General features: G+C 41.5%; 22 protein-coding genes. 7 read left to right on the top strand and 15 right to left on the bottom strand.

The genetic code is table 11. From position 1 onward, the window contains the following. Nucleotides 1–42 precede the first annotated feature (42 nt). The 5 genes from AC57BQ_RS15265 to AC57BQ_RS15245 form a co-directional block, all read right to left on the bottom strand. Nucleotides 43–990, bottom strand: coding sequence for a CdaR family protein (locus tag AC57BQ_RS15265; RefSeq protein ID WP_496407105.1), 948 nt, complete (start codon nucleotides 988–990; stop codon nucleotides 43–45). Between the two features lie 137 nt (nucleotides 991–1,127). Beyond that, nucleotides 1,128–1,457: a preprotein translocase subunit YajC gene (gene yajC, locus AC57BQ_RS15260; protein WP_090466932.1), complete on the bottom strand. Its 330-nt coding sequence runs from the start codon at nucleotides 1,455–1,457 to the stop codon at nucleotides 1,128–1,130. Between the two features lie 15 nt (nucleotides 1,458–1,472). After that, the gene (locus AC57BQ_RS15255) at nucleotides 1,473–1,931 is read right to left on the bottom strand and encodes a DUF1573 domain-containing protein (RefSeq protein ID WP_090466931.1); all 459 of its coding nucleotides are present in this window, start codon (nucleotides 1,929–1,931) and stop codon (nucleotides 1,473–1,475) included. Between the two features lie 11 nt (nucleotides 1,932–1,942). Beyond that, nucleotides 1,943–2,890, bottom strand: coding sequence for a transcription antitermination protein NusB (locus AC57BQ_RS15250; RefSeq protein ID WP_496407104.1), 948 nt, complete (start codon nucleotides 2,888–2,890; stop codon nucleotides 1,943–1,945). Between the two features lie 48 nt (nucleotides 2,891–2,938). Beyond that, nucleotides 2,939–4,024, bottom strand: a complete 1,086-nt coding sequence (locus AC57BQ_RS15245) for a Glu/Leu/Phe/Val family dehydrogenase (RefSeq protein WP_090466928.1) — start codon at nucleotides 4,022–4,024, stop codon at nucleotides 2,939–2,941. 986 nt (nucleotides 4,025–5,010) lie between these two features. Between AC57BQ_RS15245 and AC57BQ_RS15240 the strand changes: the two genes are divergently transcribed. Together AC57BQ_RS15240 and AC57BQ_RS15235 are read left to right on the top strand one after the other, a co-directional pair. Next, on the top strand, nucleotides 5,011–6,798 hold the full coding sequence (locus AC57BQ_RS15240) for an ABC transporter ATP-binding protein (RefSeq protein ID WP_496407103.1): 1,788 nt from the start codon (nucleotides 5,011–5,013) through the stop codon (nucleotides 6,796–6,798). Between the two features lie 130 nt (nucleotides 6,799–6,928). Then, nucleotides 6,929–7,264, top strand: coding sequence for a DUF3276 family protein (locus tag AC57BQ_RS15235; protein WP_090466924.1), 336 nt, complete (start codon nucleotides 6,929–6,931; stop codon nucleotides 7,262–7,264). A 129-nt stretch (nucleotides 7,265–7,393) separates the two neighbouring features. Here AC57BQ_RS15235 and AC57BQ_RS15230 read toward each other — a convergent pair whose 3' ends face one another. After that, nucleotides 7,394–8,497 (bottom strand): TlpA family protein disulfide reductase, encoded by a 1,104-nt coding sequence (locus AC57BQ_RS15230; protein ID WP_496407102.1) that lies wholly within the window; start codon nucleotides 8,495–8,497, stop codon nucleotides 7,394–7,396. 186 nt (nucleotides 8,498–8,683) lie between these two features. After that, entirely contained in the window at nucleotides 8,684–9,970 is a 1,287-nt protein-coding gene (gene sucC / locus AC57BQ_RS15225; RefSeq protein WP_496407101.1) for an ADP-forming succinate--CoA ligase subunit beta, read from the bottom strand. A gap of 146 nt (nucleotides 9,971–10,116) precedes the next feature. On the opposite strand from sucC, the gene AC57BQ_RS15220 reads away from it, so the two are divergent. Genes AC57BQ_RS15220 through AC57BQ_RS15205 form a run of 4 tightly spaced genes read left to right on the top strand, consistent with a single transcriptional unit; the run spans nucleotide 10,117 to nucleotide 13,324 of the window. Next, on the top strand, nucleotides 10,117–10,782 hold the full coding sequence (locus tag AC57BQ_RS15220; RefSeq protein WP_496407100.1) for an ABC transporter ATP-binding protein: 666 nt from the start codon (nucleotides 10,117–10,119) through the stop codon (nucleotides 10,780–10,782). A gap of 2 nt (nucleotides 10,783–10,784) precedes the next feature. Next, the gene (locus tag AC57BQ_RS15215) at nucleotides 10,785–11,093 is read left to right on the top strand and encodes a hypothetical protein (protein ID WP_496407099.1); all 309 of its coding nucleotides are present in this window, start codon (nucleotides 10,785–10,787) and stop codon (nucleotides 11,091–11,093) included. Then, the gene (locus AC57BQ_RS15210) at nucleotides 11,083–11,691 is read left to right on the top strand and encodes an HAD family hydrolase (RefSeq protein WP_496407098.1); all 609 of its coding nucleotides are present in this window, start codon (nucleotides 11,083–11,085) and stop codon (nucleotides 11,689–11,691) included. Before AC57BQ_RS15215 ends, AC57BQ_RS15210 begins: the two co-directional genes overlap by 11 nt. 55 nt (nucleotides 11,692–11,746) lie before the next feature. Further along, nucleotides 11,747–13,324: a S41 family peptidase gene (locus AC57BQ_RS15205; RefSeq protein ID WP_496407097.1), complete on the top strand. Its 1,578-nt coding sequence runs from the start codon at nucleotides 11,747–11,749 to the stop codon at nucleotides 13,322–13,324. Nucleotides 13,325–13,335: 11 nt separating this feature from the next. Here AC57BQ_RS15205 and smc read toward each other — a convergent pair whose 3' ends face one another. Then, the gene (gene smc, locus AC57BQ_RS15200; protein ID WP_496407096.1) at nucleotides 13,336–16,878 is read right to left on the bottom strand and encodes a chromosome segregation protein SMC; all 3,543 of its coding nucleotides are present in this window, start codon (nucleotides 16,876–16,878) and stop codon (nucleotides 13,336–13,338) included. A gap of 181 nt (nucleotides 16,879–17,059) precedes the next feature. Here smc and AC57BQ_RS15195 point away from each other — a divergent pair, with 181 nt between their 5' ends. Further along, a complete protein-coding gene (locus AC57BQ_RS15195; RefSeq protein WP_496407095.1) occupies nucleotides 17,060–17,473 on the top strand; it encodes a hypothetical protein in 414 nt (137 codons plus the stop codon). A gap of 154 nt (nucleotides 17,474–17,627) precedes the next feature. On the opposite strand, the gene AC57BQ_RS15190 is transcribed toward AC57BQ_RS15195, so the two are convergent. The 7 genes from AC57BQ_RS15190 to AC57BQ_RS15160 form a co-directional block, all read right to left on the bottom strand. Continuing rightward, the gene (locus AC57BQ_RS15190) at nucleotides 17,628–18,101 is read right to left on the bottom strand and encodes a hypothetical protein (RefSeq protein ID WP_496407094.1); all 474 of its coding nucleotides are present in this window, start codon (nucleotides 18,099–18,101) and stop codon (nucleotides 17,628–17,630) included. Nucleotides 18,102–18,426: 325 nt separating this feature from the next. Next, entirely contained in the window at nucleotides 18,427–19,218 is a 792-nt protein-coding gene (locus tag AC57BQ_RS15185; protein WP_496407093.1) for a PhzF family phenazine biosynthesis protein, read from the bottom strand. A gap of 118 nt (nucleotides 19,219–19,336) precedes the next feature. Continuing rightward, nucleotides 19,337–20,002, bottom strand: coding sequence for an ATP-binding cassette domain-containing protein (locus AC57BQ_RS15180; RefSeq protein WP_496407092.1), 666 nt, complete (start codon nucleotides 20,000–20,002; stop codon nucleotides 19,337–19,339). Further along, nucleotides 19,977–20,318: a hypothetical protein gene (locus AC57BQ_RS15175; protein ID WP_496407091.1), complete on the bottom strand. Its 342-nt coding sequence runs from the start codon at nucleotides 20,316–20,318 to the stop codon at nucleotides 19,977–19,979. The genes AC57BQ_RS15180 and AC57BQ_RS15175 overlap by 26 nt, the downstream gene beginning before the upstream one ends. Before the next feature lie 135 nt (nucleotides 20,319–20,453). Next, nucleotides 20,454–21,659, bottom strand: a complete 1,206-nt coding sequence (locus AC57BQ_RS15170; RefSeq protein WP_496407090.1) for a DUF4932 domain-containing protein — start codon at nucleotides 21,657–21,659, stop codon at nucleotides 20,454–20,456. A 196-nt stretch (nucleotides 21,660–21,855) separates the two neighbouring features. After that, on the bottom strand, nucleotides 21,856–22,716 hold the full coding sequence (locus AC57BQ_RS15165) for a sigma-70 family RNA polymerase sigma factor (RefSeq protein ID WP_090466905.1): 861 nt from the start codon (nucleotides 22,714–22,716) through the stop codon (nucleotides 21,856–21,858). Between the two features lie 238 nt (nucleotides 22,717–22,954). Beyond that, nucleotides 22,955–23,794 (bottom strand): MBL fold metallo-hydrolase, encoded by an 840-nt coding sequence (locus AC57BQ_RS15160; RefSeq protein ID WP_496407089.1) that lies wholly within the window; start codon nucleotides 23,792–23,794, stop codon nucleotides 22,955–22,957. Between the last annotated feature and the right edge of the window lie 92 nt (nucleotides 23,795–23,886).

The following is a 23,886-nucleotide window of genomic DNA, read 5'->3' as shown; positions in this document are numbered from 1 at the left end:
CCATGCTCTCCAAATCCAAAAGTCTTCAAATCCCATAGTCTTTTATTTCTTAATAATAAAATCAATATTAGTCGGACTCACTTTTACAATTTTACAGAACGGAGGCACCCGGGTCAATTTTACGGGTAGTGTGGTATAACCATGATCGCGCCAGAGGTCAAGATCGGCGGTGGCCTCAAACAGGTCCTCGGTCATATCCGGGTATCTGCTCAGGGAGGTGGTAAACGTAACCTTAACCCGTTGCGGAAACACCTTTACATTATCATAATTATGATTGTTGATGAGCTTAACCGGCAGGTCCAACGTTTTTTCGGTAAACTCATCAACCGGGATGATCACCTGTACGGTTTTGGGGTACATATTTAAATTACCTTCTTTAACCGCTTGCAGGTTTACCCGGGTATTCACGGTTTCGCCCACGTCATTCATCAGCAGCGAATCTGTTTTCCACAAGGTTATTTGCTTTAAACGTTCGGTAGGGCCACTCACGGTGATATATGCCGGTTTGATGATCATATTACCCGACACGGCAAATTGTTTGCGGTATCTGATACCGAGCATCAGTTGTACCGGAACCTTTTTTACCAAACGGTTCGAGAAATCAAAATACAGGGTATCCGGGTCGATAGATATGATCTGCTGTGTAATATCCTTATTCAGGTTGATCTGTTTGAGCTGTGAGTTAAGCACCACGTAATTGCGGTTCTCCAGCGTCGAAAGATCAATGGTGATGGGCTTGCTTTCTTTATTCATGCTCGAAAAAAGCATTTGCCAGCCGGTGCCCTGTACGGTAGCATTCACCGTATCGGGTTGCAGGGAATGAAAAGCGCGTTTTTGGGGTGCGTTTTTATAGGTAAGTACCTCCTGAATGGTATAGGGCTGCGGGGTAGAGAGCGTAGTAAACAACCAGGCTAAAACAGCCAGCACCAGGCAGGTGAAAAATGCCGATAAGCGCCTTCGTTCTGTAGCCGATAATTTTACTATTGCCATATTTATTGAGCTTAAAGCAGAAAGCCAAAAGCTGAAAGCAAGAAACGAGATTAATCATTTATAGCTTTCAGCCTTTAGTCATTTTGCTAAGTTTTTTTAGCTTTAGGCCTTAAGCCTTTCGCTTTCAGCTTCCTTAATTAGCTCTTTACAGCTACCGGAGGAGTATTTAGTGCTTTTGAAGCATCTAAAGAAACAGCCGATTTGTCAAAACGGATCTTGCCGTTCTCAACTTCAACTAAAAAAGTGGTATCGTTCAGGTCAATGATACGACCGTGTATACCGGCAGTAGTTACCACCTTGTCGCCTTTTTTTAATTCCTCAACATATTTCTTTTGATCTTTTTGCTTTTTAACCTGCGGGCGGATCATGAAAAAGTAAAACACCACGATGATCAATACCATTGGTATTAACATACCAAAACCTCCGGAACCACCTGCTGGTGCTTGTAATAAAATAGTAGCTATCATTTTTTTAATTAATTGTTATTTTGTTAATACCTCGCCAATGAGGTGTACCATGGTTTGTGCCGGTACGGTGTTGGCAGTAATGGTTATTTGTTTGTCTTGCAAACCTGTTTTACCCGCGCTGTTAAATACTACCTTGATCAAAGCGCTTTCGCCTGGTTTAACCGGGGTTTTAGGCCACTCGGGAGTAGTACAGCCGCAGCTGGCAACCGCGTCGGTAATAATCAACGGCGATTTACCATCATTAGTAAATTTAAAATCATAACTAACCTTGTCGCCTTGTTTGATCTTGCCAAAATCATGACTTTCTTTTTCAAACTTCATGACCGGGGCGGTAGCAGCATTTGCTGTAGTTGTGGCAGCAGTTTTAGTTGCTGTACTGTCGGCTGTGGTTGATGCCGCGCCATTGGCGGGTGTTTGGTTACAGGCTGATAATAATACGCCTGCGGTTAATAAGCTTAAAAATAATCGTTTCATCGGTTAAAATATTATTCTATTAGTCCTCTTCCTATTTTTTTGATTTTTTGCTCTGTTTTCAGATCAATTAAAATCTTGTCTAAGATACCGTTTATAAATGAATTACTTTTAGGAGTGCTAAACTCTTTAGAGATCTCCAGGTACTCGTTAATAGTTACTTTAACCGGGATAGAGGTGAAGTTAATAAATTCGGTAATAGCCATTTTCATTAACAGGGTATCCATCATGGCAATACGCTCGGGTTCCCAGTTTTGGGTTTTGGCAGCTATCAGTTCCTGGTAAGGTTTATCAAACCGGATGCTTTGATCAAAAAGATTTACCACAAATTCACGGTCTTCGATCCAGTTGCCTGTAATTTCGGCCAGGTGATTCTCTTTGGCATTTTCCGAAGCAAAGTTCTTGAATGTTTTAGCGATCAGGGCCTGCAATACATCGCGGTCAACCGGCCAAAAAATAAACTTGTCCTCAAAAACCTGTTCGGCTAATGACGATTTCAGGATCACTTTTTTGAAGATGAATTTAATAATGTCTTTATCTGTTTGAATAGTGTCATCCGTTTTGGCCAGGTATTCGGCATATTCGGGCGAATTTTTAAGCGTGGTGAACAATGTTTTGGCCAGTTCGGGCTCAAAATGCCATTCTACTTTATATTTTTTTAACGCGATCAGGTAATCGCGGTTGTCGTTAAGGGTAACGATAAACCTGTTGCTCAATATTTTACGATTGGCATTCAGGTCTTCGGCAGTTGGTAAATGTTTGTTGGCGCGTTCTTCCGCGTCATTAGCCGCGTAATTGGCCACTTCTGAAATTAATGATAGCATCCAGATATACATTTCAAATACCTGATCGATGCCATTTAGCATATTTTTTTCGTGTTGCCTTACGTCTTTAGTATCTGACTGATGATACGCGTATAGTGCCTGTAATACCTTTACCCTGAGGTGCCTTCTGTTTAACATGTGTAAGAACGATTTGATCTGCCAGCTGGCAGATGGTTAAATATAATTTTAATAAGACGATTTTACTTTTTTAATGTCCGCTATCCGTTTCTCTGCTATTTTATTGGCGGCTTTAACGGTTGAAATGTTTTCTGATTTAGAAAGTTTTAAAATAGTGCGTGTTACCTCGTAAATGTTTTCGGTAAGCTGCATGGTGCGTTTTTTACTAAAACTCATCAGCTCCGAATAACAATTAATGATACCGCCCGCGTTGATCACATAATCGGGCGCAAACAATATCCCTTTTTCTAAAAGCAGGGCGCCATGTTCGGCTTCATCAAGCAATTGGTTGTTGGCCGAGCCTGCAATGATGCTGCATTTTAGTTTATTGATGGTTTGTGTATTAATAGTGCCGCCTAAAGCACATGGCGCGTAAATATCGGCATCAATATCAAATATACTGTTGTTGGATACGGCTTCGGCGCCATATCTTTTGGCTATCTGGCCAATACGCTCTTCCTGGATATCGCTCACGTAAACTTTTACATTTTCATCGCGAAGCAAACGTACCAGGTGTTCACCAACATGGCCAACGCCCTGTACAATAACTGATTTGCCGGTAAGGCTATCGCTGCCGAATTGTTCTTTTACACAGGCCTTTATGCCCTGAAAAACACCCTGCGCGGCTACAGGCGATGGATCGCCGCTGCCACCCAGGCTTTCGGGTATGCCGGTAACATGCTGGGTTTCCATGCGGATGTATTCCATATCGCGTGGATTGGTGCCAACATCTTCGGAGGTGATAAACTCGCCGTTAAGGTTTTTAATAAAGCGGCCAAACTTACGCATCAGCGCTTCGGTTTTATCCTTACGCGAATCGCCTATAATTACGGAGTAACCACCGCCCATGTTAAGGCCGGCGATAGCGCATTTATAGGTCATACTTTTTGAAAGACGCAGTACATCGTTTAAAGCATCAGCCTCGGTTTTATAGCTCCACATGCGTGTGCTGCCAAAAGCAGGACCCAGCGTAGTATCATGAATAGCTATGATGGCTTTTAAACCCGTATCCGGATCGCTGCAGAATACAACTTTTTTGTGCCCAAAGGCGTCGAGCTGATTGAATATGGATTCCGGTTGTTGTTGAACGGGCATTAGTATACGATAGTAAATGTTTTAAGGCGTCGACAAAAGTAGAGGTTTTTTTTATTCTGACAAAGTTTATTAGCGGGAAGTGTGGAGTGGCTGGTTTTTAGACCTATGATTATGACAAGTATATGTAATAAGGTGGGTACAAACAGCCGGGATTGGAGATGTTTACATTAACTGCAAGTAACGCTTACCGAGCACTTAAAGCTAAATAAGCGTTACCCGGTTTTGCTCAATTATAATTACCGCAAACAAATGCCCATTCGGATAATGGCGAGCATGGCCATGGATTATAAGCGCTGACACATGACACAAATGCACTATACCCGTTTGAAAAGCCGGCAGAGCAATGAGAACTACAGGACCTCCCCGCATTATCACAGACGGCAGACTCGCCGCTACCTCCTCCTTGAATGTTTTTGAGCTCGGCGCGGCTCAATATCCTTGAACCGATGTTTTGGAAATTTTTCATGATTTTTGCTTTAAAAATGGTTATCGACTTATCAAATATAAAATAATAACTAATAAATAAGGTGGCGTTTATTTGTTGATTAACAGTATTTTATAAATAATATGAAGTGTTAATCGTATGGCAGGTTTATTAGCGGGTTTATTATTGGGAAATGGGATGTTTTTGAGAGTAATAGCCCATGATTAGACAGAACAAACAAATAATATCCAAAAAGGGGGGTGTCACCCTGAGCTCCGTCGAAGGGTGGAGCGCAGAGGCCTGCCCACCATGCTAGCATGACACCCTTTTTTAGAAATGTCTACTCATAGGCTATTTCCTCCTAAGGGAGACTACTAAATATAAAGTGCAGGCAGGAGAGGCAGGGGAATTTAACCAGATCTGATGACCGGCTATTTTGTTACATCATTACGACTTTTCAATTCAGGCACTCTGCCAACTTTTTAATACTTTTGATTAAAGGATATCTGGCAACGATATCTTTCGGATCTCCCGGCTCCCCGGCTATCCGGACAACATAAATATGAAAGACCTTGCTTACCTTAATAAATTCTTTTACAAGTATCGCTGGCGGCTGATACCCGGTGTGCTGTTTGTGATCATCTCGAATATTTTTGGGGTGCTGCCGGCACAGGTGATCCGGGTAGCGTTTGACCTGGTGACCGAAAATATTGGCGCTTACCAGCTTTTTGCCGGCTTTAACAGGCAAAACATGATCTATGATATTTTTGGCAGCAGTCTGATGCTTTTTGGTGTGCTGGTACTGGTGCTGGCGCTTTTGCGTGGTTTGTTCCTGTTTTTTATGCGACAAACCATTATTCTGATGTCGCGGCATATTGAGTATGACCTCAAGAATGAGATCTATCATCACTACCAAAAACTATCCCTCGCTTTTTACCGTCGCCACAATACCGGCGATTTGATGAACCGCGTTACCGAGGATGTGAGCCGGGTGCGTATGTACCTTGGGCCGGGCATTATGTACACCATTAATACGGTGGTGCTGTTTGTACTGGTGATATATGCCATGCTTACCGTAAATGTAAGGCTGGCTATTCTTTCTGTACTGCCTTTGCCCATACTGGCGGGTGTTATATATTATGTAAACAATGTGATCAATCAGCGTAGCGAGCAGATCCAGGAACGGCTGTCGGCCCTGTCGAGTTTTGTGCAGGAGAATTTTTCGGGTATCCGAGTTATTAAATCATACGTACGGGAGGGCTTTGTACGCAAGAACTTTGCCGCAGAGAGCGAAAACTACAAGACCCACTCGATGGACCTGGTGAAGGTACAGGCCATGTTTTATCCAACTATGCTGCTGCTGGTGGGTTTAAGTACCGTAATCACCATTTATGTGGGTGGGGTTGAGGTGATGAAGGGTAATATCACATCGGGTAATATCGCGGAGTTTATTGTATATCTGAACATGCTTTCTATGCCGGTGATATCATTGGGCTGGGTAACTTCGCTGATCCAGCGGGCTGCGGCATCGCAAAAACGCATCAATGAGTTTTTACATGAAAAACCGGAGATCATATCTCCCGATGTGCCGGTGTGTACGGTTGAAGGAGGCATCGCGTTTAGCAATGTATCATTTACCTATCCCGATACGGGCATCGAGGCCTTGAAAGATGTATCGTTCACGGTGGAGCCGGGGCAAATGGTGGCTATTATCGGTCGTACCGGGGCCGGGAAATCAACCATTGCCAATTTGGTGATGCGCATGTATGATACCACGGCCGGCGAGATAGCTATTGACGGTACTTCGGTAAAACAATTGAACCTGGAGGGCTATCGCTCGCAGGTGGGCTTTGTACCACAGGAGGTTTTCTTGTTTTCGGATACTATTGCCAATAACATCGCTTTTAGCGCCGATGTGCTGAATATGCCCCTTGTAGAACAGGCTGCCAAAGATGCCGCGGTATACAATAATATAGTAGAACTTGAGCAAGGCTTTGAAACCCTGATAGGAGAGCGCGGTGTAACTTTATCCGGCGGACAAAAGCAGCGTGTATCCATAGCCCGGGCAATTTTTAAACACCCGCAAATATTGATCTTTGACGATTGCCTGTCGGCAGTTGATACCCGTACCGAGGAAGAGATATTAAACAACCTGGGGCGGGTAATGCAAAACAAAACCAGCATCATTATAGCTCACCGTATATCAACCATAAAAAATGCCGACAAAATTTTGGTTATGGATAATGGCGAAATTATTGAACACGGCAATCACGATTACCTGATGCAACTTAAAGGCACCTACTTTGAGCTATACGAAAAACAATTGCTGGAAGAAGAGCAAGACGCCTGATTTTTTTGTGCAAACACAATAAAATGACGAAAATGTTTCAAAATGTTCAATAAAATTGAATAAAATACTTGCACTTTCAAATTTTGATTTATATTTATGCCAACCAAAACTAATTACAGGTATATTCATTATGGGAGATTTTGACAATAGAGAGCGAGAAGAGGTTTTTTCAAAGAAGGTGAGAGCCGGGAAGAGGACTTATTTTTTTGATGTGAAAGCAACCCGTTCAAACGATTATTATGTTACAATAACTGAAAGCAAAAAACGTTTGGAGGACGGTGTTTTTATTAAACACAAAATATTTTTGTACAAAGAAGACTTCGAAAAATTTGCTGAAGGTTTAAAAGAAACCGTTGAGTATATCAAAGCAAACCAGGAAGTAGTTGAAAAACGCTACGAATACAGCGAAGGTACTGAAGTGGCTAAACCCGCCGGTGCCGACGATGATTTCTCATTCGAGATATAAAAGAGAACAAAACTAAACTAATACCATAAAGAAAAACCTGCTTTTACCACAAGCAGGTTTTCTTGTTTTTATGTGCTGTTTTTTATAAAACGCAGGTGACCAATACTTCTTTTACTCTTTTGGTTTATTTCAATACCCCTTGGTTACATTCTCTAAATATTTTTCAAGTTTGCTATGATCATCATCATGAAGTTCGTAACCATTATAAACTACCTTCCCTCCCTTATTAACTACGATGTATAAGGGAATAGCATATGCATAAAACTGCTTGGCAATTTTGCTATCGGCAAATTTTGTGCGTTCCGAAACATTGATCCAATCAAGCTTTTTATCAATAATCAGTTTTTTCCATTTAGCCATATCGTCGTCGAGGTTAAAATAAATCACCTTTAAATTTTTACTCCTGTATTTGTGGTATAACGACAATAACTTTTTTTGATATAACTGACATGGCCCGCACCATGTAGCGGAAAAAGCTATGATATATGGTTTGCCTAAAAGAGACCGATTATTAAAAATAATTCCCTTGTCTGTTTTTACCGCAAATTCAGGGACTTGATTGCCGGCTTTGGCACTAATTTTTGATTTTAATTCATTAGATAATATCGAATCAGTTTCAATGCCTAATGCTGTAGATCTTAGCTTTACATCAAAACCATAGAGTGTTTTTAAAAGAAGGTTCTGATCTCTTACAGCCCTGCCTGATAATATCCGTAAAAAAATCAAACTATAATATTCCGAAGGATATTGCTGTAATACACCAATCTGGGCTTTAATTTCATCCTTTTGCATTTGTAAGGAAAGCGGTTTCTTATGTGAATAGACTTCGTTTACACTATCAAGCTTTTGATCAATGTTATTTGATACGGAATGAAATACTACGTTTTTTAGTTTATTTACGTAGGAATCGGTATCTACCTTATTAATTTCTATATTATTTACCCCCGAGTCGACTACAAACTGCAACCAAAATTTTTCTATTTCGCCCTTTTTTATAGTTAAGATCGCTTGTTCACAAGGTTTTTTAACGATTCCTGAAAATGAGAATGCTTTATTCTTAATAATATCTGACTTTAGTGTTCTGAACTGATTTAGTGAATAACAATCCCAAACCCTTAAAAAGACACTATCTCCTTCAAATGCTGTGGGGACAGTCGCTTTTAAAACAAATGGCTGCTGACCATATAGCAGGTGGATATTTACAAGAAGGATTATTGTTATTAGGTATTTCATGTAGCTAAATGAAATGGGCGTAGCTTTTCTGATAAGATCGGACATAAACACTTTCTAATAGGATAGCAATCTAAAGATAAAATATTATATGATTTTATTTTTCAATAGTCCAACACCTCCAACTATCTGTAAACCAAAAAGGGGACGCGCAAGCGTCCCCTTTTTTAATATGATCAGGATTGCTTATTACAAAGCCAGTACTTCTTTTACTCTTTCTGCAGCTTCTTTTAACAGGATAGCTGAGTATACTTTCAGGCCTGAATTATCGATCAGTGCTTTTGCTTCGGCAGCGTTGGTGCCTTGCAAACGAACGATGATAGGTACAGGGATGTTGCCAATTTCTTTGTAAGCATCAATAACACCTTGTGCCACGCGGTCGCAACGTACTATACCACCAAAAATATTGATCAGGATAGCTTTTACGTTAGGGTCAGACAAGATGATGTTAAAACCAGCTTTTACGGTTTGCGCGTTTGCGGTACCGCCTACGTCCAAAAAGTTTGCAGGCTCGCCACCGGCCAGTTTAATGATATCCATGGTAGCCATAGCTAAACCTGCACCGTTAACCATACAACCCACGTTACCGTCGAGTTTTACATAGTTCAGGTTTGATTTTCCGGCTTCTACTTCTGTTGGATCTTCTTCGTCGGTATCGCGCATCGCAGCGTAATCCGGGTGACGGTATAAAGCGTTATCGTCCAGATTTACTTTAGCATCAACCGCTAAAATTTTATTGTCGGATGTTTTTAATACCGGGTTAATTTCAAATTGTGAAGAATCGGTAGCATCGTAAGCTTTATATAAAGCGGTGATGAATTTTACCATATCCTTAAAAGCATCGCCGCTTACACCCAGGTTAAACGCAATTTTACGTGCCTGGAATGGCTGCAAGCCAACCTTAGGATCAATTTCTTCTTTAAATATTAATTCGGGGGTTGAGTGAGCAACTTCCTCAATGTCCATACCGCCTTCGGTGCTGTACATGATGATGTTACGACCTTTGGCACGATCAAGCAGTACGCTCATGTAAAACTCTTTTGTTTCACTTTCGCCCGGGTAGTAAACATCCTGTGCTACTAACACCTTTTTTACTTTTTTACCTTCTGGTCCGGTTTGCGGAGTAACCAGTTGCATACCTATAATGTTACCGGCAAGTTCTTTAACCTGATCATGATTTTTGGCCAGTTTTACGCCGCCACCTTTTCCACGGCCACCGGCATGTATTTGTGCTTTTATAACTACCCAATCAGACCCAAAGTCTTCTTTAATTTTTTGCGCAGCCGCAACAGCCTCTTCAGGATTGTCGGCAACAATGCCTTCCTGAACTCTAACGCCAAAGCTCTTTAATATAGCTTTACCCTGATATTCGTGAATATTCATGTTTTTTGAAGAATTTGCGGTAAATCTACAATTTTGTTTCAAAGGTTCATGACCTAATTGGAGTTTATTTGCCCCTAATGCTTTTATTAACATTGTCTTTACAATAGGGGGAAGTATCAAGTAGTTAGTATCAAGTATCATGACCGTTTTTCTATATACTGGTTGTTAGATTTGAATTCCTTTGGAAAAAATCTTGATACTTGATACTAACTACTTGATACTAATTCTACATTTGTAAAATGCTTAAAGCTACATCTATCCATAAATCATACGGGCAGCTGCAAATATTAAAGGGTGTTGACCTGGAGGTACAGCAGGGCGAAATTGTAACTATTGTTGGCGCATCCGGCGCGGGTAAAAGTTCATTGCTTAATATTTTAGGCACGCTGGACAGGCCCGATTCTGGTCAGCTGTTTATCAATAATATTGAACTAAGCAAGTTGAGCAACCGGCAGCTGAGCGATTTTCGGAACCGCAAGATTGGCTTTATATTCCAGTTTCATCATTTACTGGCCGAGTTTACAGCTGTTGAAAATGTGTGTATCCCCGCGTTTATAGCTGGCACATCGCGCCCCGACGCCGAAAAAAAGGCCACAGAACTATTGGAACGTCTGGGTTTGGCTGATAGGGTGAACCACAAACCTAATGAACTATCGGGCGGCGAGCAGCAAAGGGTGGCCGTAGCACGTGCGCTCATCAATAACCCGGCCTTGATATTTGCCGATGAACCATCGGGTAACCTGGATTCGGTGAACGCGCTGGAACTGCACGAGTTGTTCATCAAACTGCGGAAGGATTTTAATCAGACCTTTGTGATTGTTACTCATAACGAGGACCTGGCCAATTTGTCTGACCGTACAATTTTAATGAAAGATGGTTTAATTGCCGAACAACCTTTAGCCTAAACGTGAGTATATTGATAACCGCGGCCAACTCCGCACCCGCTTACAAATTAAAAAACCTGCTGAACAACGATAACGTGATCATGGGCGACCATATGGATCTGCCCGATTTTATGCTAAAACCCGGTAAACTCATCCGTTTGCCCGATCCAAAATCAACGAGTTATACGCATGAAATGCTTACCTTATGCCTGGATATGGGGGTTGAAACGGTTTACCTGTTTCGCCAGGCAGAGGTTGACCTGTTGCTGGAGGCCGAAACATTGTTTAATGAATACAATATAAAAATCCTGGTGGAGGGAAATGAATTATAAGGACATCGATGGGCGCAAAAGCGCTTTTATTTTTGAATTGGATAATGTACTTTATCCCGAAAAAGATTATTTATACCAGGTTTATTACCTGTTTGCCAATTTGCTGGAGTATACCGAATTAGTTGACGCAAAACAGACAACCGAAATTATGGTTGATGCGTATACATCATTAGGTAAAGATGCTGTTTTTAACCAGGTGGCCGAAGCTTTCCCCATTGCTGAAAAGTACAGGGATAAATTTGAAAACCTGCTGATCACAGCTAAGCTGCCATTGAAGCTGTTATTGTATCAGAACGTGCTGACGCTGATGCAGGAAATTGTTGTTGATCGTAAAAAATTGTTTATTGTAACCAACGGACACATTTCGCAGCAGGTAAATAAAATTAAACAAACAGAATGGCATGGGCTGGAAAAATACCTGGCCTGCTATTTTGCCGAAGAAACTGCCTTAAAACCCGAACCTGATGTTTTGCACCTGCTCATGCAAGACCATAATTTACAAAGACGGGATATCATGATGATCGAAAACTCAGAGGTTGACAGGCTGTGTGCCGAAGCTGTGGGAATAGATCATATCAACATCGACAAATTTTTATAACCATACGTAACATAGTTGGTTATATGGCGTTTACAATTTATTAAAATGATCCTATATGAAAAGAGCACTTTACTTAATATTTTTTTCTGCTGTGGTTGTTGTTTCGGCTTGTAAAAAAAGCAGCCCGAACAATAATAATAACGGATCAAATAATTCTGATGCTACGAAATTTCAGTTAACCCAGGATTCTATTTATATGATAGCCCAGGAAGATTATTATTGGAACAGTTCTTTGCCTGCATCCAGTATTTTTGATCCGAGACAATTCACTCACCAAAGTACAGATCTACTCAACTTTAGCCAGGAAATTGATACTTATACCCAGCTATCAAAAAATCCGGCAGATCATAATCTCCCTTATGAATATGATCCGTTTAACCCGGGTAGCTCCAAATATTCATTTATTGATGATGGTACTATTAATGGCGAATTGAATGCTACCAAGGGTGATTTTGGCTTTAATTATTTTTATACCTATGCCAATGTGATCAGGGTAAGTTTGGTTTATCCGGGTTCGCCGGCAGCCGCGGCCGGCCTGCAGCGAAGCGATCAGATTATCGGTATCAACGGCCAAACCGGCAACAGTATATATATTACCAATCTTCAAGACCCGGCTAATGATGCAGGCTATAAGTATGTGAGTAACGCGGTTAATAATGGCAGCACCATAACGCTCCAGATCCGTAAGGTAAATGGGACTGAGAAAACGGTTACAATCAATGCCAAAAGCTATACGGTAAACCCGGTTATTTATGCCAATACCTATCCGCGTACCGGTGGAAAAGTAGCCGGCTATATGGTGTTTAACAGTTTTGTGACTTTGGATAAAAATCCGGATGTACAGGCCAGGCTTGATTCTGTTTTTAATGTTTTTAAGAATAAAAATGTGACCGACCTGATCATCGACCTGCGTTATAACGGCGGTGGTGATGTGGATATGAGCGTTTATCTGACAAACCTCATTGCTCCATCAAGCGCAAGCGGAAGTGTGATGAATACTACTTATTGGACAGCCAATATGCAAAATGATAAATATCCTATCATCCAAAAAAAATTGGGTCCGTTCCCTACCGGGTATTTTCAGTCGACCAATGCGGCGCAGATAGAAAAATTTGCTAAAAAAGGGCCTTTAAGCGTAAATCGCGTTTTCTTTTTGGTAACGGGTAATACGGCATCGGCCAGTGAGCTTACCATCAATAACCTGAGGCCTAAAATGAACGTTCAGTTAGTTGGTGATACTACTTTTGGTAAACCGGTGGGCTTTCTGTCGGATCTTAAGGTTAACGGCTATTACTTTTATACGCCAGAGTTTGAAACAAAAAATTCAAACAGCGAAGGTGGTTATTATACCGGTATGCCACCGGTAGGCAGTTTACCAGGCGGTGGAACATTCCAGGGTAAAAGGATCTTAGAAAATATTCAGAATGATTTTGGGGATACTAATGAAACTTTGTTGGCCAATGCCTTAGGTTATGTCGATAACGGAGCCTACCCGTCAAGTACAACCCTAAAAGTTCAAAGTTTATCAACTAATGCCATATCTATAAGCGATTATCAACGCAGGGTGTTGTCGGTAAACAAACAGTCGTCCCGTAAAAACTCTATGTTCCTGACGTTAAAAGGAAAGAAATAAAAGAGGAAAGCCTAATCAGCCAGTTCCCGGAGATCAACGGGAACCACGCGCGAGATACCTTGTTCAACCATAGTCACCCCGTAAATTACATCGGTGCTGGCTATGGTTCTTTTGTTATGGGATACGATGATGAACTGCGAATCTTTGGAGAAAGTGCGGATAATGTTATTGAACTTATCAATATTGGTATCATCCAACGGTGCGTCAACCTCATCAAAAATACAGAAGGGGGCCGGCTTCAACAGGTAAAGCGAAAACAGGATAGCCGTAGCAGTCAATGTCTTTTCACCACCCGATAACTGGTTGATGGATAGCGGGCGTTTACCTTTGGGCTTGGCAATAATATCAATATCAGACTCCAGCGGATGGTTAGGGTCGGTGAGTACTAAATCGCAGGAATCCTCCTCGTTAAACAGGGAGCGGAATACCTTGATGAAATTTTCGCGCACCATGATAAAGGCCGTCATGAATTTTTCTTTGGCGGTATCGTCAATCTCCTGTATGGTGGCCAGTAAGGAGGCCTTAGCTTCGCTCAGGTCTTTCTTTTGTGCCTGAATGAAAGTATAACGCTCATTCATTTCGTTATAAGCCTCTACCGCCATTGGGTTGATGGCGCCAAAATCATCCAGTTGGCGTTTCAGCTTTTCGGCCCTTTCGCGCAAGTCATGCTCGTTTTCATCTGCCGGGGTTTCGGTTTCGGGCAGTTCTTCAATGTCTATATTGAACTCTACCGAAAGGCGTTCTTTCAGGGCGTTCAGTTCCAGTTTCAAGTTATTGCGCTCTTCACGCAGTTCGTTCTCAATAACCTCGCTGTTGTCTTTTTTACGGCGCAGGGCGGTTATTTCATTCTCATTTTCGGTGATAACGCCGCGCCATTGGTAATATTCCTGTTCGGCCTGTTGAGTGGCTTTTTCCAGGTTTTCTTTTTGCTCATACATTTCCAGCAGACCCTCGTCTGAGTTGTCGGCTTGTTTCAGGTTTTCCTGTATGGCTATTTTTACATTTTCAAACTCGGCAGCATTCTGTTTGATGCGACTTTCGAGGCTTTCCTGTTGGGTATCGCGATAATCCAGATCTTTTATCAGGCCCGATACTTTATTTTGCTGCTGATGAAAACGGATATTCTCCTGGTTATAGGCATTTGATTGTACCGAAACATATTCATTTAGCTCGTTAAAGGCGGCCTGTTTCTCAACCAGCAGATCATTCTGGATCTGTTTTTGTGTTTTTAGCTCAGCCAGCAGCGGGTGCAGGTTTTGCATCTCCTCGGTAATGGTAGCTATTTTACGGGCGATATCCTCCTTGCGGTTCAGACTGTTTTCAATGAAGGTCTGGTACTGTTCCTGCCTGGTTTTAACCGTAATGAGCTCCGTATTTAAACGGTTAATGATCATTTGCTGCTCATTCAGCTCAGCGGTTTTGGTGGATGCTTTGAGGGCAGCCAGCTTGCTTTGCAAATCATCTACGCGGGTTTTTAAACCGTTCACCTGGTTCTCGATCCCTTTGATCTCTTTGGCCAGGTTCTCGAGGTTTTTGGCTCTGCCTATCCTTTTACCTTCAAACAAACCTACCGAACCACCGGCCATAGTATGTTTTGATTTGTTGAATTTGCCGCTCTTGCCAATCAATACCACGCCTTCGGGCAGCTGGGCATTGTTGATCTGCTGGTCTTTATCATCATCAACCAGGTACACATTTTTTAATAAATGGTTGCACAGGTTGGTATAGCGTTTGTCTACCTCAATCACTTTGAGCGCCGATACCGCGCCTGCGTTTTCAAACGCTGGTTCGGTAGGTGCTGTTTCGCTATAATTTTCCAGGATAAAGAAATGCGCCCTTCCTCTAGAGGCCGTACTAAGCAAATTGATAGCCTTTATAGCCTCGTCATAGCTTTCAACCACGTAATGGTTCATCAGGGGCTCCAGATAGTTTTCGATGGCTACACGGAACTCCTCGCGGCAAAACAGCACATCGCTAAACAGCGGCGCGTTTTTGGCCCAGTCGGTATTTTTTTTCAAAAAGCGGATCGACTCCGGAAAACCTTCCAGGTTGTCGACCATACTTTTGGTGAGGTTGTATTCGTTTTGCTTGGCGTCCAGCTTACGACTTTCCTTAATAATGGTATCCTTTATCTCGGTAAGTTCCGTATCTGTTACTGAGATTTGCTCTTTTAATTTATTTTCAGCTTCTAACGAAGCCTGGTATTCATCGTCAAGCGTTGCTTTGCGGGCCTGCAGTTCGGCAACTACCTGGTTAAAGTGCGAAAGCTCCACCTCTTTGTTGGTGGTATCCTCCATATTCCGCTGGCTTTCCTGTTCCAGGGCCTGTTGCTGGATCTGTAAAATATCAATATCCTTTTCGGCTTTGTAGGCCTGGTTTTGCAAGCGGGTATTGATATTGGTAAGCTCATTGAGCTCGTTACGGGCTTCGGTTTGCTGCTGCCTCAATTCATCAACCGCTTCTTTCAGGTCGGTTACCTTGCTTTGTACAGCCTGCAGGTTTTCATCCTCCATAGCTTTCTCTTCGCTCAGGCGCTTGATGTTGTACAGTACGTGGTTCAGCTGATTTTTATCACGTTCCAGCTCCTCGCTTAAACGGGACTCTTTATCCTGCTGAAACTTAAGCTGCTCGTTCTTGATCTTTTTCTCGCTCTCGTAAGCACGGATCTTGGATACAAACTCATTAGTGGTTTTTTGCTGAACCGACAGGTTTTTTTCTTTGGTGATGCTATCCAGCTTTTGTTGTTGCAGGGCAGCCTCCAAAGTATCTATTTGGGCAACAATACCGCCTTTTTCGGCCTTTTGCTGTTGCTCCTGGTCTTCAATTTTCTTTAACGATTCACTGAACGACACGATGCGAAACGAGGCCAGCATAATGCTGAGCGTTTTATACTGCTCCTTGATGCGGTAATAACGCTCGGTTTTTTTAGCCTGATTCTCCAGCGATTTCAAGTTCTTCTCGATCTCAAACAACAGATCTTCCACACGTTCCAAATCTGCTTCAGTGTCTTTAAGCTTACTAAAAGTTTGCTTTTTGCGGAGCTTGTATTTAGATATGCCCGACGCTTCTTCAAACAGGTTACGGCGCGAACCCTCCTTATTGGTAATGATCTCGTCGATCATCCGCAACTCAATGATAGAGTAAGAGTCGGAACCTATACCTGTATCCAGGAAAAGATCGGTGATATCTTTCAGGCGGCATTGCACATCATTCAGGCGGTATTCACTTTCGCCGGTGCGGTACAGTTTACGGGTTAGAGTAACCTGCGAGTAATCGGTTGGTAGTACGTTTTTGGTATTATCAAAAGTGAGGGAAACCTCGGCCAGATTGGCTGCCTTGCGGCTCTTGGTTCCGTTAAAAATAACGTTGTCCATCTTTTCGGAGCGGAGCATCCGGGTACTTTGTTCGCCCAAAACCCAGCGTATCGAGTCGACCACATTTGATTTTCCGCAGCCATTTGGCCCCACAATAGCAGTTACACCCTCATTAAAATTAATGGTGATCTTATCTCCAAAACTTTTAAAGCCCTTGATTTCTAAGCGGGTAAGCTGCATTTATATTATTGTGTTCTGATAAAAGATCGAACCTTCAAAGTAATCATAAAAAAATGATTTTATTAAACTTTTTTTGTGGCAGCTAAAGATAAAAGATCGGGATGGCGTTGCCTGCTCCACCAGGTAATGCAACTTGTATTGCGGGATTAAATATTAAATTTGACGGTGATACCCATTCACTATGAAAAGATATTTTTATTCATTGATAACTGTTACGCTGATGGCCTCCTGCAAATCCAATAAGGCAGGTAAAATTGCTAAAGCAGAAACGGATTCCATTAAAACACAACAAACAGTTCAGGTAGTACAGCAACCAAAAATGGATCCAGCGCCCGATCAGCATAGTTCATTAGCTAAAAATATGTTAGGTTCATGGTCCGCAGATACTACGGATGGTGTTACGCTTATTATCGACAAGAAAAAATTCACCTATCCTGATAATGATACCTCTTATTCTTATAAATTCATCGGGGATTCCGTTAATATTAATTATGGCGATTTTAAAGAGTCTTTTAAAATGGAACTTAAGGGTAATGATTCTTTACTGATGGGGAATGTTGCGAATGGGACGAGTCTGTTTTTTAGGGTTAAATAGGGGAGAGGCTTTGATCCTCACTCGTCATTGCGAGGAACGAAGCAATCTCTATACTTTACAGAGCGGTTTTGAATATCGTAGAGCGCTCAATTGCCGCTAAGGCTGTTACTTTGTCTTGTTAGGAGACTATATGCCTGTTGGACCATGAGGGAAATTAAGACTTTCTTTTTGGGACTGCTTCCCAAATCCAATATAAATCATGTTGATGCAAAATCGGCGAAAAGCGGTTACAAATCTCAATTGAGTAATATACTGCAGCCACAAGTGTGCCAAAAGCGATTAAAACTGTTAGCCAAGTCGTCAACGTTTGATTCGCCCTTTGCGAGTTTTCGAGTGTTTCCAAGCGAGTATTTTCGGAAATACGACTAAGTATTTGCTGTTCGTACCCATCAAATAGCAAACCTTTTATTTTAATGATATAGATACGGGTGCCTGCATCATCGGCCGTCAGCATAATATAACCATCGTCAATTAATTGATCTAAATATCTCTCTATCTCCACATTGGAAACCTCAAAGCCCTTTCCAAGCATCATCTCCTTGATGAAATGTTTGGCGATACCAACTTGTTCCTCTCTAAATAAGAAAAATAATGCGTCAAGTTTCTTTATTTGTAATTCTTCATCCATAATAGGGCCTATTGGTTCGTCTGTTCAAGTTATAAAAAAACCTTTACATCTATATCCAACACGTCTGCAATATTTTTTAGGTTAATCCGCCTATCCAGGCGTCCACGCCTAGATATAGTTTAGCGTAAGCGTGGACGCTTACGCCCATATGGGTTCAAGTGAGGACACTTGAACCGGCGGGGACAAAAATTCTATAAAGTCGGTTAACATAAATTTGACATAAAATTCCATAATTTATTGATTTTCAATTATATAAATCAATGTTAACCATGAAAAGTGTAAACCATGTAAACCCACTTTAAGCTTTACAAGTTACCCTAATGACCTAATGAGCAATGCTGATTTCCCCTTTTAAATAGGTTACTGCTTTGCCGCTCATTTGTACGCGGTCGCCTTTGAGTTCGCACCAGAGTTCGCCCCGGCGGGCCGAGATCTGGTAGGCGTGTAGGGTGTTTTTACCTAGTATTTTTGCCCAATAGGGTATCAGGTTGCAATGAGCTGACCCTGTAACGGGATCCTCGGGAATGCCGGCGCCCGGCGCAAAAAATCGGGATACAAAATCGGCATTGTCACCACGGGCAGTAACGATAACCCCAACGGTATCCATTTTTGATAAAGCGAAAAAGTCAGGGCTTATATCTTTGATATCCTGCTCGGTTTCATAAACCAGGAAATAATCCCTCGACCGTAAAAAGGCTACCGGTTGCTTATCACCAAGGGCCTCGGCTAATCCCATGGGTTGTTCAATAGGTATGGGCGGTCTCGATGGGAAATCCATCGTATACTTGTCGCCGTCTTTTTTTACGGTCAATGTGCCGGCTTTTACGGTTTCAAAATGCAGGGTATCACCCTCAAAACCCAGTTCGGTAAACAGTATATGTGCCGATGCCAGGGTGGCATGGCCGCAAAGATCAATTTCATATTCGGGGGTAAACCAGCGCAATTTGTAACCGGCATCGGTTTTAACAAAAAAGGCGGTTTCGGCCAGGTTATTCTCGATAGCTATGGTTTGCATTATAGCATCGGGCAACCACTCGGTAAGCGGACAAATAGCTGCAGGATTGCCGCCAAATAACTTATCGGTAAACGCGTCGGCCTGGTAGATGGGTATAGTCATAAAAAGATATTCTGATCAAGCTAAATTACTTTTTTATTATGTGAATATTAAATCACACTAACATAACGGAATATCGGTAATTATATTCGATTAAAGGGGGGTAATTATGGCGAAAATGTTAATCTAAATGACTCACATAACCCCAGGTGATCAGATCATCTTTGCTTTTAACGTGTTTGGTACTGCCATTGCTGATCAGGATGATCCTATCGCTCACATCAATAATGTTGCGATATTGATGGTCGGTAATAATAAAACCTTTGTGCCGGGCGCATTTTTTGATGATGGGTTTAAACAGTTCGGCTTGTATAGGCGAGATATGAGTAAAAGGTTCATCCAGCAGAATAAAATCGGCTTTGTTGTAAATGATCATCAAGGTTTCCAGTTGACGCAGTTCTCCACCTGATAACTGACCTACGGTTTTGTTGAAATGATCTTTGTATATATCCAAACCGCTAAACTCCTCCCAGAAAATAGGATCGATAAAGTTGCGGGCCAGTTTTTTTATCGGGATGCCCTGCGGCAGGTAATTATGCTGGGGCAGATAAGCTATCCGTGTTTGATGATAACCTTTGGCTATGTATTGATCATTAATACTTACATACTTAAAGCCTGGCGTTAAAATGCCAAATATGATACGCAGTAAGGATGATTTTCCACAGCCGTTGCGCCCCAGCAAGCCCACAATCTCGCCCTGCTTACAATCGAGATAAACATCCTGCAAGATCATCCTGCCATCAAATTCCAGCTGAACACTGTCAACTTTTAAGGTAAAGGGCTGCATGTAATATGATTTTAGATAAGATGATCAATAGTACACAGATAGAAAGATCAATGGCAAAAGCACTGATAAACATACGCTTCATGCCATAGCCGGCATTGCGGAAATAAAAATAATTCTCTTTGGCCGAAAAATAATGAAGGGCTACCGCGGATATGAACCCGATCATCTTGGCTGGTAGCAATAGAATTATAATTATTCCGGCATTAAAGATTCCCATATTGAAAACTAAAAGAAACAGCGCCAGTACGGTAAATGCTATATTATACAGCAGGAGCAGCTTGTAAAACTGGAAGGTAAGGATGCCTAAACGTTTCAAATGGTAATTGTGACAGCTAATCAAACAGATTAATCTGCCGATTATTGTTGTCGCTATCGTCAATGCGTATTTTATTAACATTTAAAGAAAACTGGTCATGCTTGATCTCTCCTTTCAGAATTCCGGTTGCCATTTTCAATTGAATTTTTTAACCTGCTCATTAATTATGGCTGGCGTTAAAGAGTGAAAATAAGAAATAAGCTGTGGCAGATAGCTTTCAAAAGTGGGGTAATGTTTCCGGTTAAGTTCATAATCCCTGATCTTGATTTCAAGTAATGGAATTAATACGCATTTTTCGCCGTAAATGTGCAGCTTGCGTAAACGTTCAGCTTCCTTCAAATCTTTCATGGATATTGCCGTGCGGATTTCGCCTAACCGCACCAGGTGTTCTATCACGCATACATACCAGTTATTAATATAATGAGGGGCGAGTATTTGTTTAAGCGCAGGTGTGAATAATGCAGAGTCTTTTTGAAGCTGAGCTGCATATTTTTCAATAACAGGATTTACAAAAGAGTGGCCAATTTCATGTTTAGTTAAAAAATGAGTAACCGCGGGGTTGTCAAAGCCGAAATGTTTATATGATGACAGGCCGGGTTTTGGTGACAGCATTTGGTCGGAGCTCATGATCATACCCGGAATAGTACCATAAGGAGATATGATATTTGGGCCAAATCCCCGGTAGTTGTCTTCACCTTTGGTAATTGGCATTGCGGGTGCTAAATAGATGCGATATTGTGGGAATCTTTTGCCGTACCATCTTTCCAACGCGGGAAAAGAAGGGACATCTATGTCTTTCTCCACTTCTTTTAATGCACCTTGATAAAATGGAGCGTTCTCCTTAAGGAACTCACCTACTTTGGCTAAATGATAAAAACTGTTTAAACTGTCGGTAAGTTCAGCAAATAAACCCGCTGTTTCGGGATGGTTTGAGTCATTTGGAAGGCCTTTAAACAAATGCCCCCTGGATGGGAATTCCTTTTCATTTAACAAATAGTTCATGATAGGTCCATTATCATGATAAGTGTCTTTTATTTGTTTAAGCAAATCGGCGATTCTTAATATAACCGGAGTATTTACATAACGATTAAAATGCAGAAAACCGTAATGAACAATGGGTTGGTGTGCATAGTCTCCTCCTTTTTGATCAAACACATAATCGTTGATATGCTCAACAGCAAGTTTTTCGGCAAAAAAATAGGTTTCGAGATTGGTACTGACTATAACAGAAACTTTTGGTGATAACTGGTCCTTATATTGAGCAAAAGAGCATGGAGCATAAAAAAAGAAGATAAGTAAAAGGACGTTTTTCGTGCCACGTATTTTGTTTAATGAAGCCATAAGGATCCTGTTTAAGATAAGTGAGTTTGAGTATTATCGATGACGCAATTAAACCTATAATCGTTACACCGATTTTATGCCCTATTTTAAATTATAGCTTCGTTCCCGTTATTCGATATCATGCAATTCTAAGATTCAAAACAAAAAAGCCACCAGGGTTACCGGTGGCTTTTAAATATGGTTGTGGGTTTATAGATTAACCCAGGTATGATTTTAATATTTTGCTTCTGGAGGTGTGGCGTAAACGTTGTAGTGCTTTGTCCTTAATTTGACGTACACGCTCACGGGTAAGATTAAATTTTTCACCGATCTCTTCTAATGAAAGCGGATGGTTGGTTCCCAAGCCGAAAAACAATACAATGATCTCGCGTTCACGCTCTGTTAAGGTTGAAAGTGAGCGTTTGATCTCTTCAGATAACGATTCGTTGATCAGGATGGAGTCGGTATTGGGCTCTTGATTTTCCAGTACGTCAAGCAGGGTGTTTTCTTCGCCTTGTACAAATGGCGCATCCATAGATACGTGACGACCGGAGTTGCTCAGCGTGTCAGAGATCTTGTCGACAGTAGTTTCCAGGATATCTGCCAACTCTTCTGGTGAAGGTTCACGCTCATATTCCTGCTCCAGTTTGGAGAACGCTTTACTGATCTTGCTTAATGAGCCAACCTGGTTCAATGGTAAACGCACAATACGTGATTGCTCGGCAATAGCCTGCAAAATCGACTGACGAATCCACCATACCGCGTAGGAGATGAACTTGAAGCCTTTGGTTTCGTCAAAACGTTTGGCAGCCTTGATCAAACCGAGGTTACCTTCGTTAATTAAATCGCCCAACGTTAAACCCTGATTTTGATATTGTTTAGCAACAGACACCACAAAGCGTAAATTGGTTTTGGTTAACCGTTCCAAAGCCGCCTGGTCGCCCTCGCGTATTTTTTGAGCTAATATTACTTCTTCTTCGGCAGTTATCAGATCAACTTTACCAATCTCGTGAAGATATTTGTCCAGCGATTGTGACTCGCGATTGGTAATGGATTGCGTTATTTTGAGTTGTCTCATTTATTTAATAAACCTTCGGTACTTTCTATTTAGTACAGAACGTGCAAAGTTATAAAATTGTTCTAAAAAAATATAATTGCAAGTTGTATTTTGAAAAAAAACGCACTACAAATTGCTTTTATAAATGATTGATTATGAGTGTTTAACTATTGTAATGTTAACAAATTATTCGTTTTTGCATTATTAATTGTTTAAACCGGCAAGCGGTATGGTTTTTGTGGTATTCTTGAAACACTTATTAAATTTCATCCAATTTAAAGGCTTCTTTCAGCCTCGGGCCTCTCTCTGTTTGTTGTAGTGTACAACATTCATTAACAGGATCGTGTTCAAAATACAAAATATAATCCTGTTCTACGGCTTCGTTCAAAAATAGTTTCTTTTCGCCCAGGGTTTTAAGCGGAAACATGTCATAAGCCATTACATAGGGGAGTGGCAGATGCCCGACAGATGGCAGCAGATCTGCCATATAAAGTATCTTTTTGTCTTTATAACTGATCAATGGCAGCATCATGGCGTCGGTATGGCCGTAAACAAAGCGTACGTGAAAATTTTCTGTGAATTTTACCCCATCCGTACTATCAATATATTGTAGCTGCCCGCTTTGTTGTATAGGTAGTATATTATCTTTCAGGAATGATGCTTTTTCGCGCTCGTTGGGGTTTACCGCCCAGTCCCATTGCTGCGGGTTACTCCAGTAAACGGCGTTTTTAAAGGCCGGGGTCAAATTTTCACCGTCACGTACTACCGCGCCGCCAACATGGTCAAAATGCAGATGCGTTAAAAATACATCGGTTATATCGTCCCGGTGAAAACCAAAGGCTGCCAGCGAACTGTCAAGTGTAGCGTTGCCATGAAGATAGTAATGGCTAAAGAATTTTTCGTCCTGTTTATTGCCGATGCCCGTATCGATCAGGATCAGTCGTTTACCATCCTCTACCAGCAGGCAGCGCATGGCCCAGGTACAAAGATTATTATCGTCGGCAGGATTGGTCTTGTTCCAGATGGTTTTGGGCACCACGCCAAACATAGCGCCGCCATCTAGTTTAAAAAAACCGGTATCTATTGTGTGGAGTTTCATGTTTTAGTTCATGGTTGATGGTTCATAGATCATGGTAGCCGGTAGGGAAGCCATATATCATCAAAAGCTAAAATAACACAATCTTTTTAAGT

The sequence above is a fragment of the Mucilaginibacter sp. BGA-UO-ETr-C110 genome (assembly GCF_059567985.1).
The sequence above is the reverse complement of the archived record's forward strand: the minus strand, read 5'-3'. Positions and strand labels throughout refer to the sequence as shown.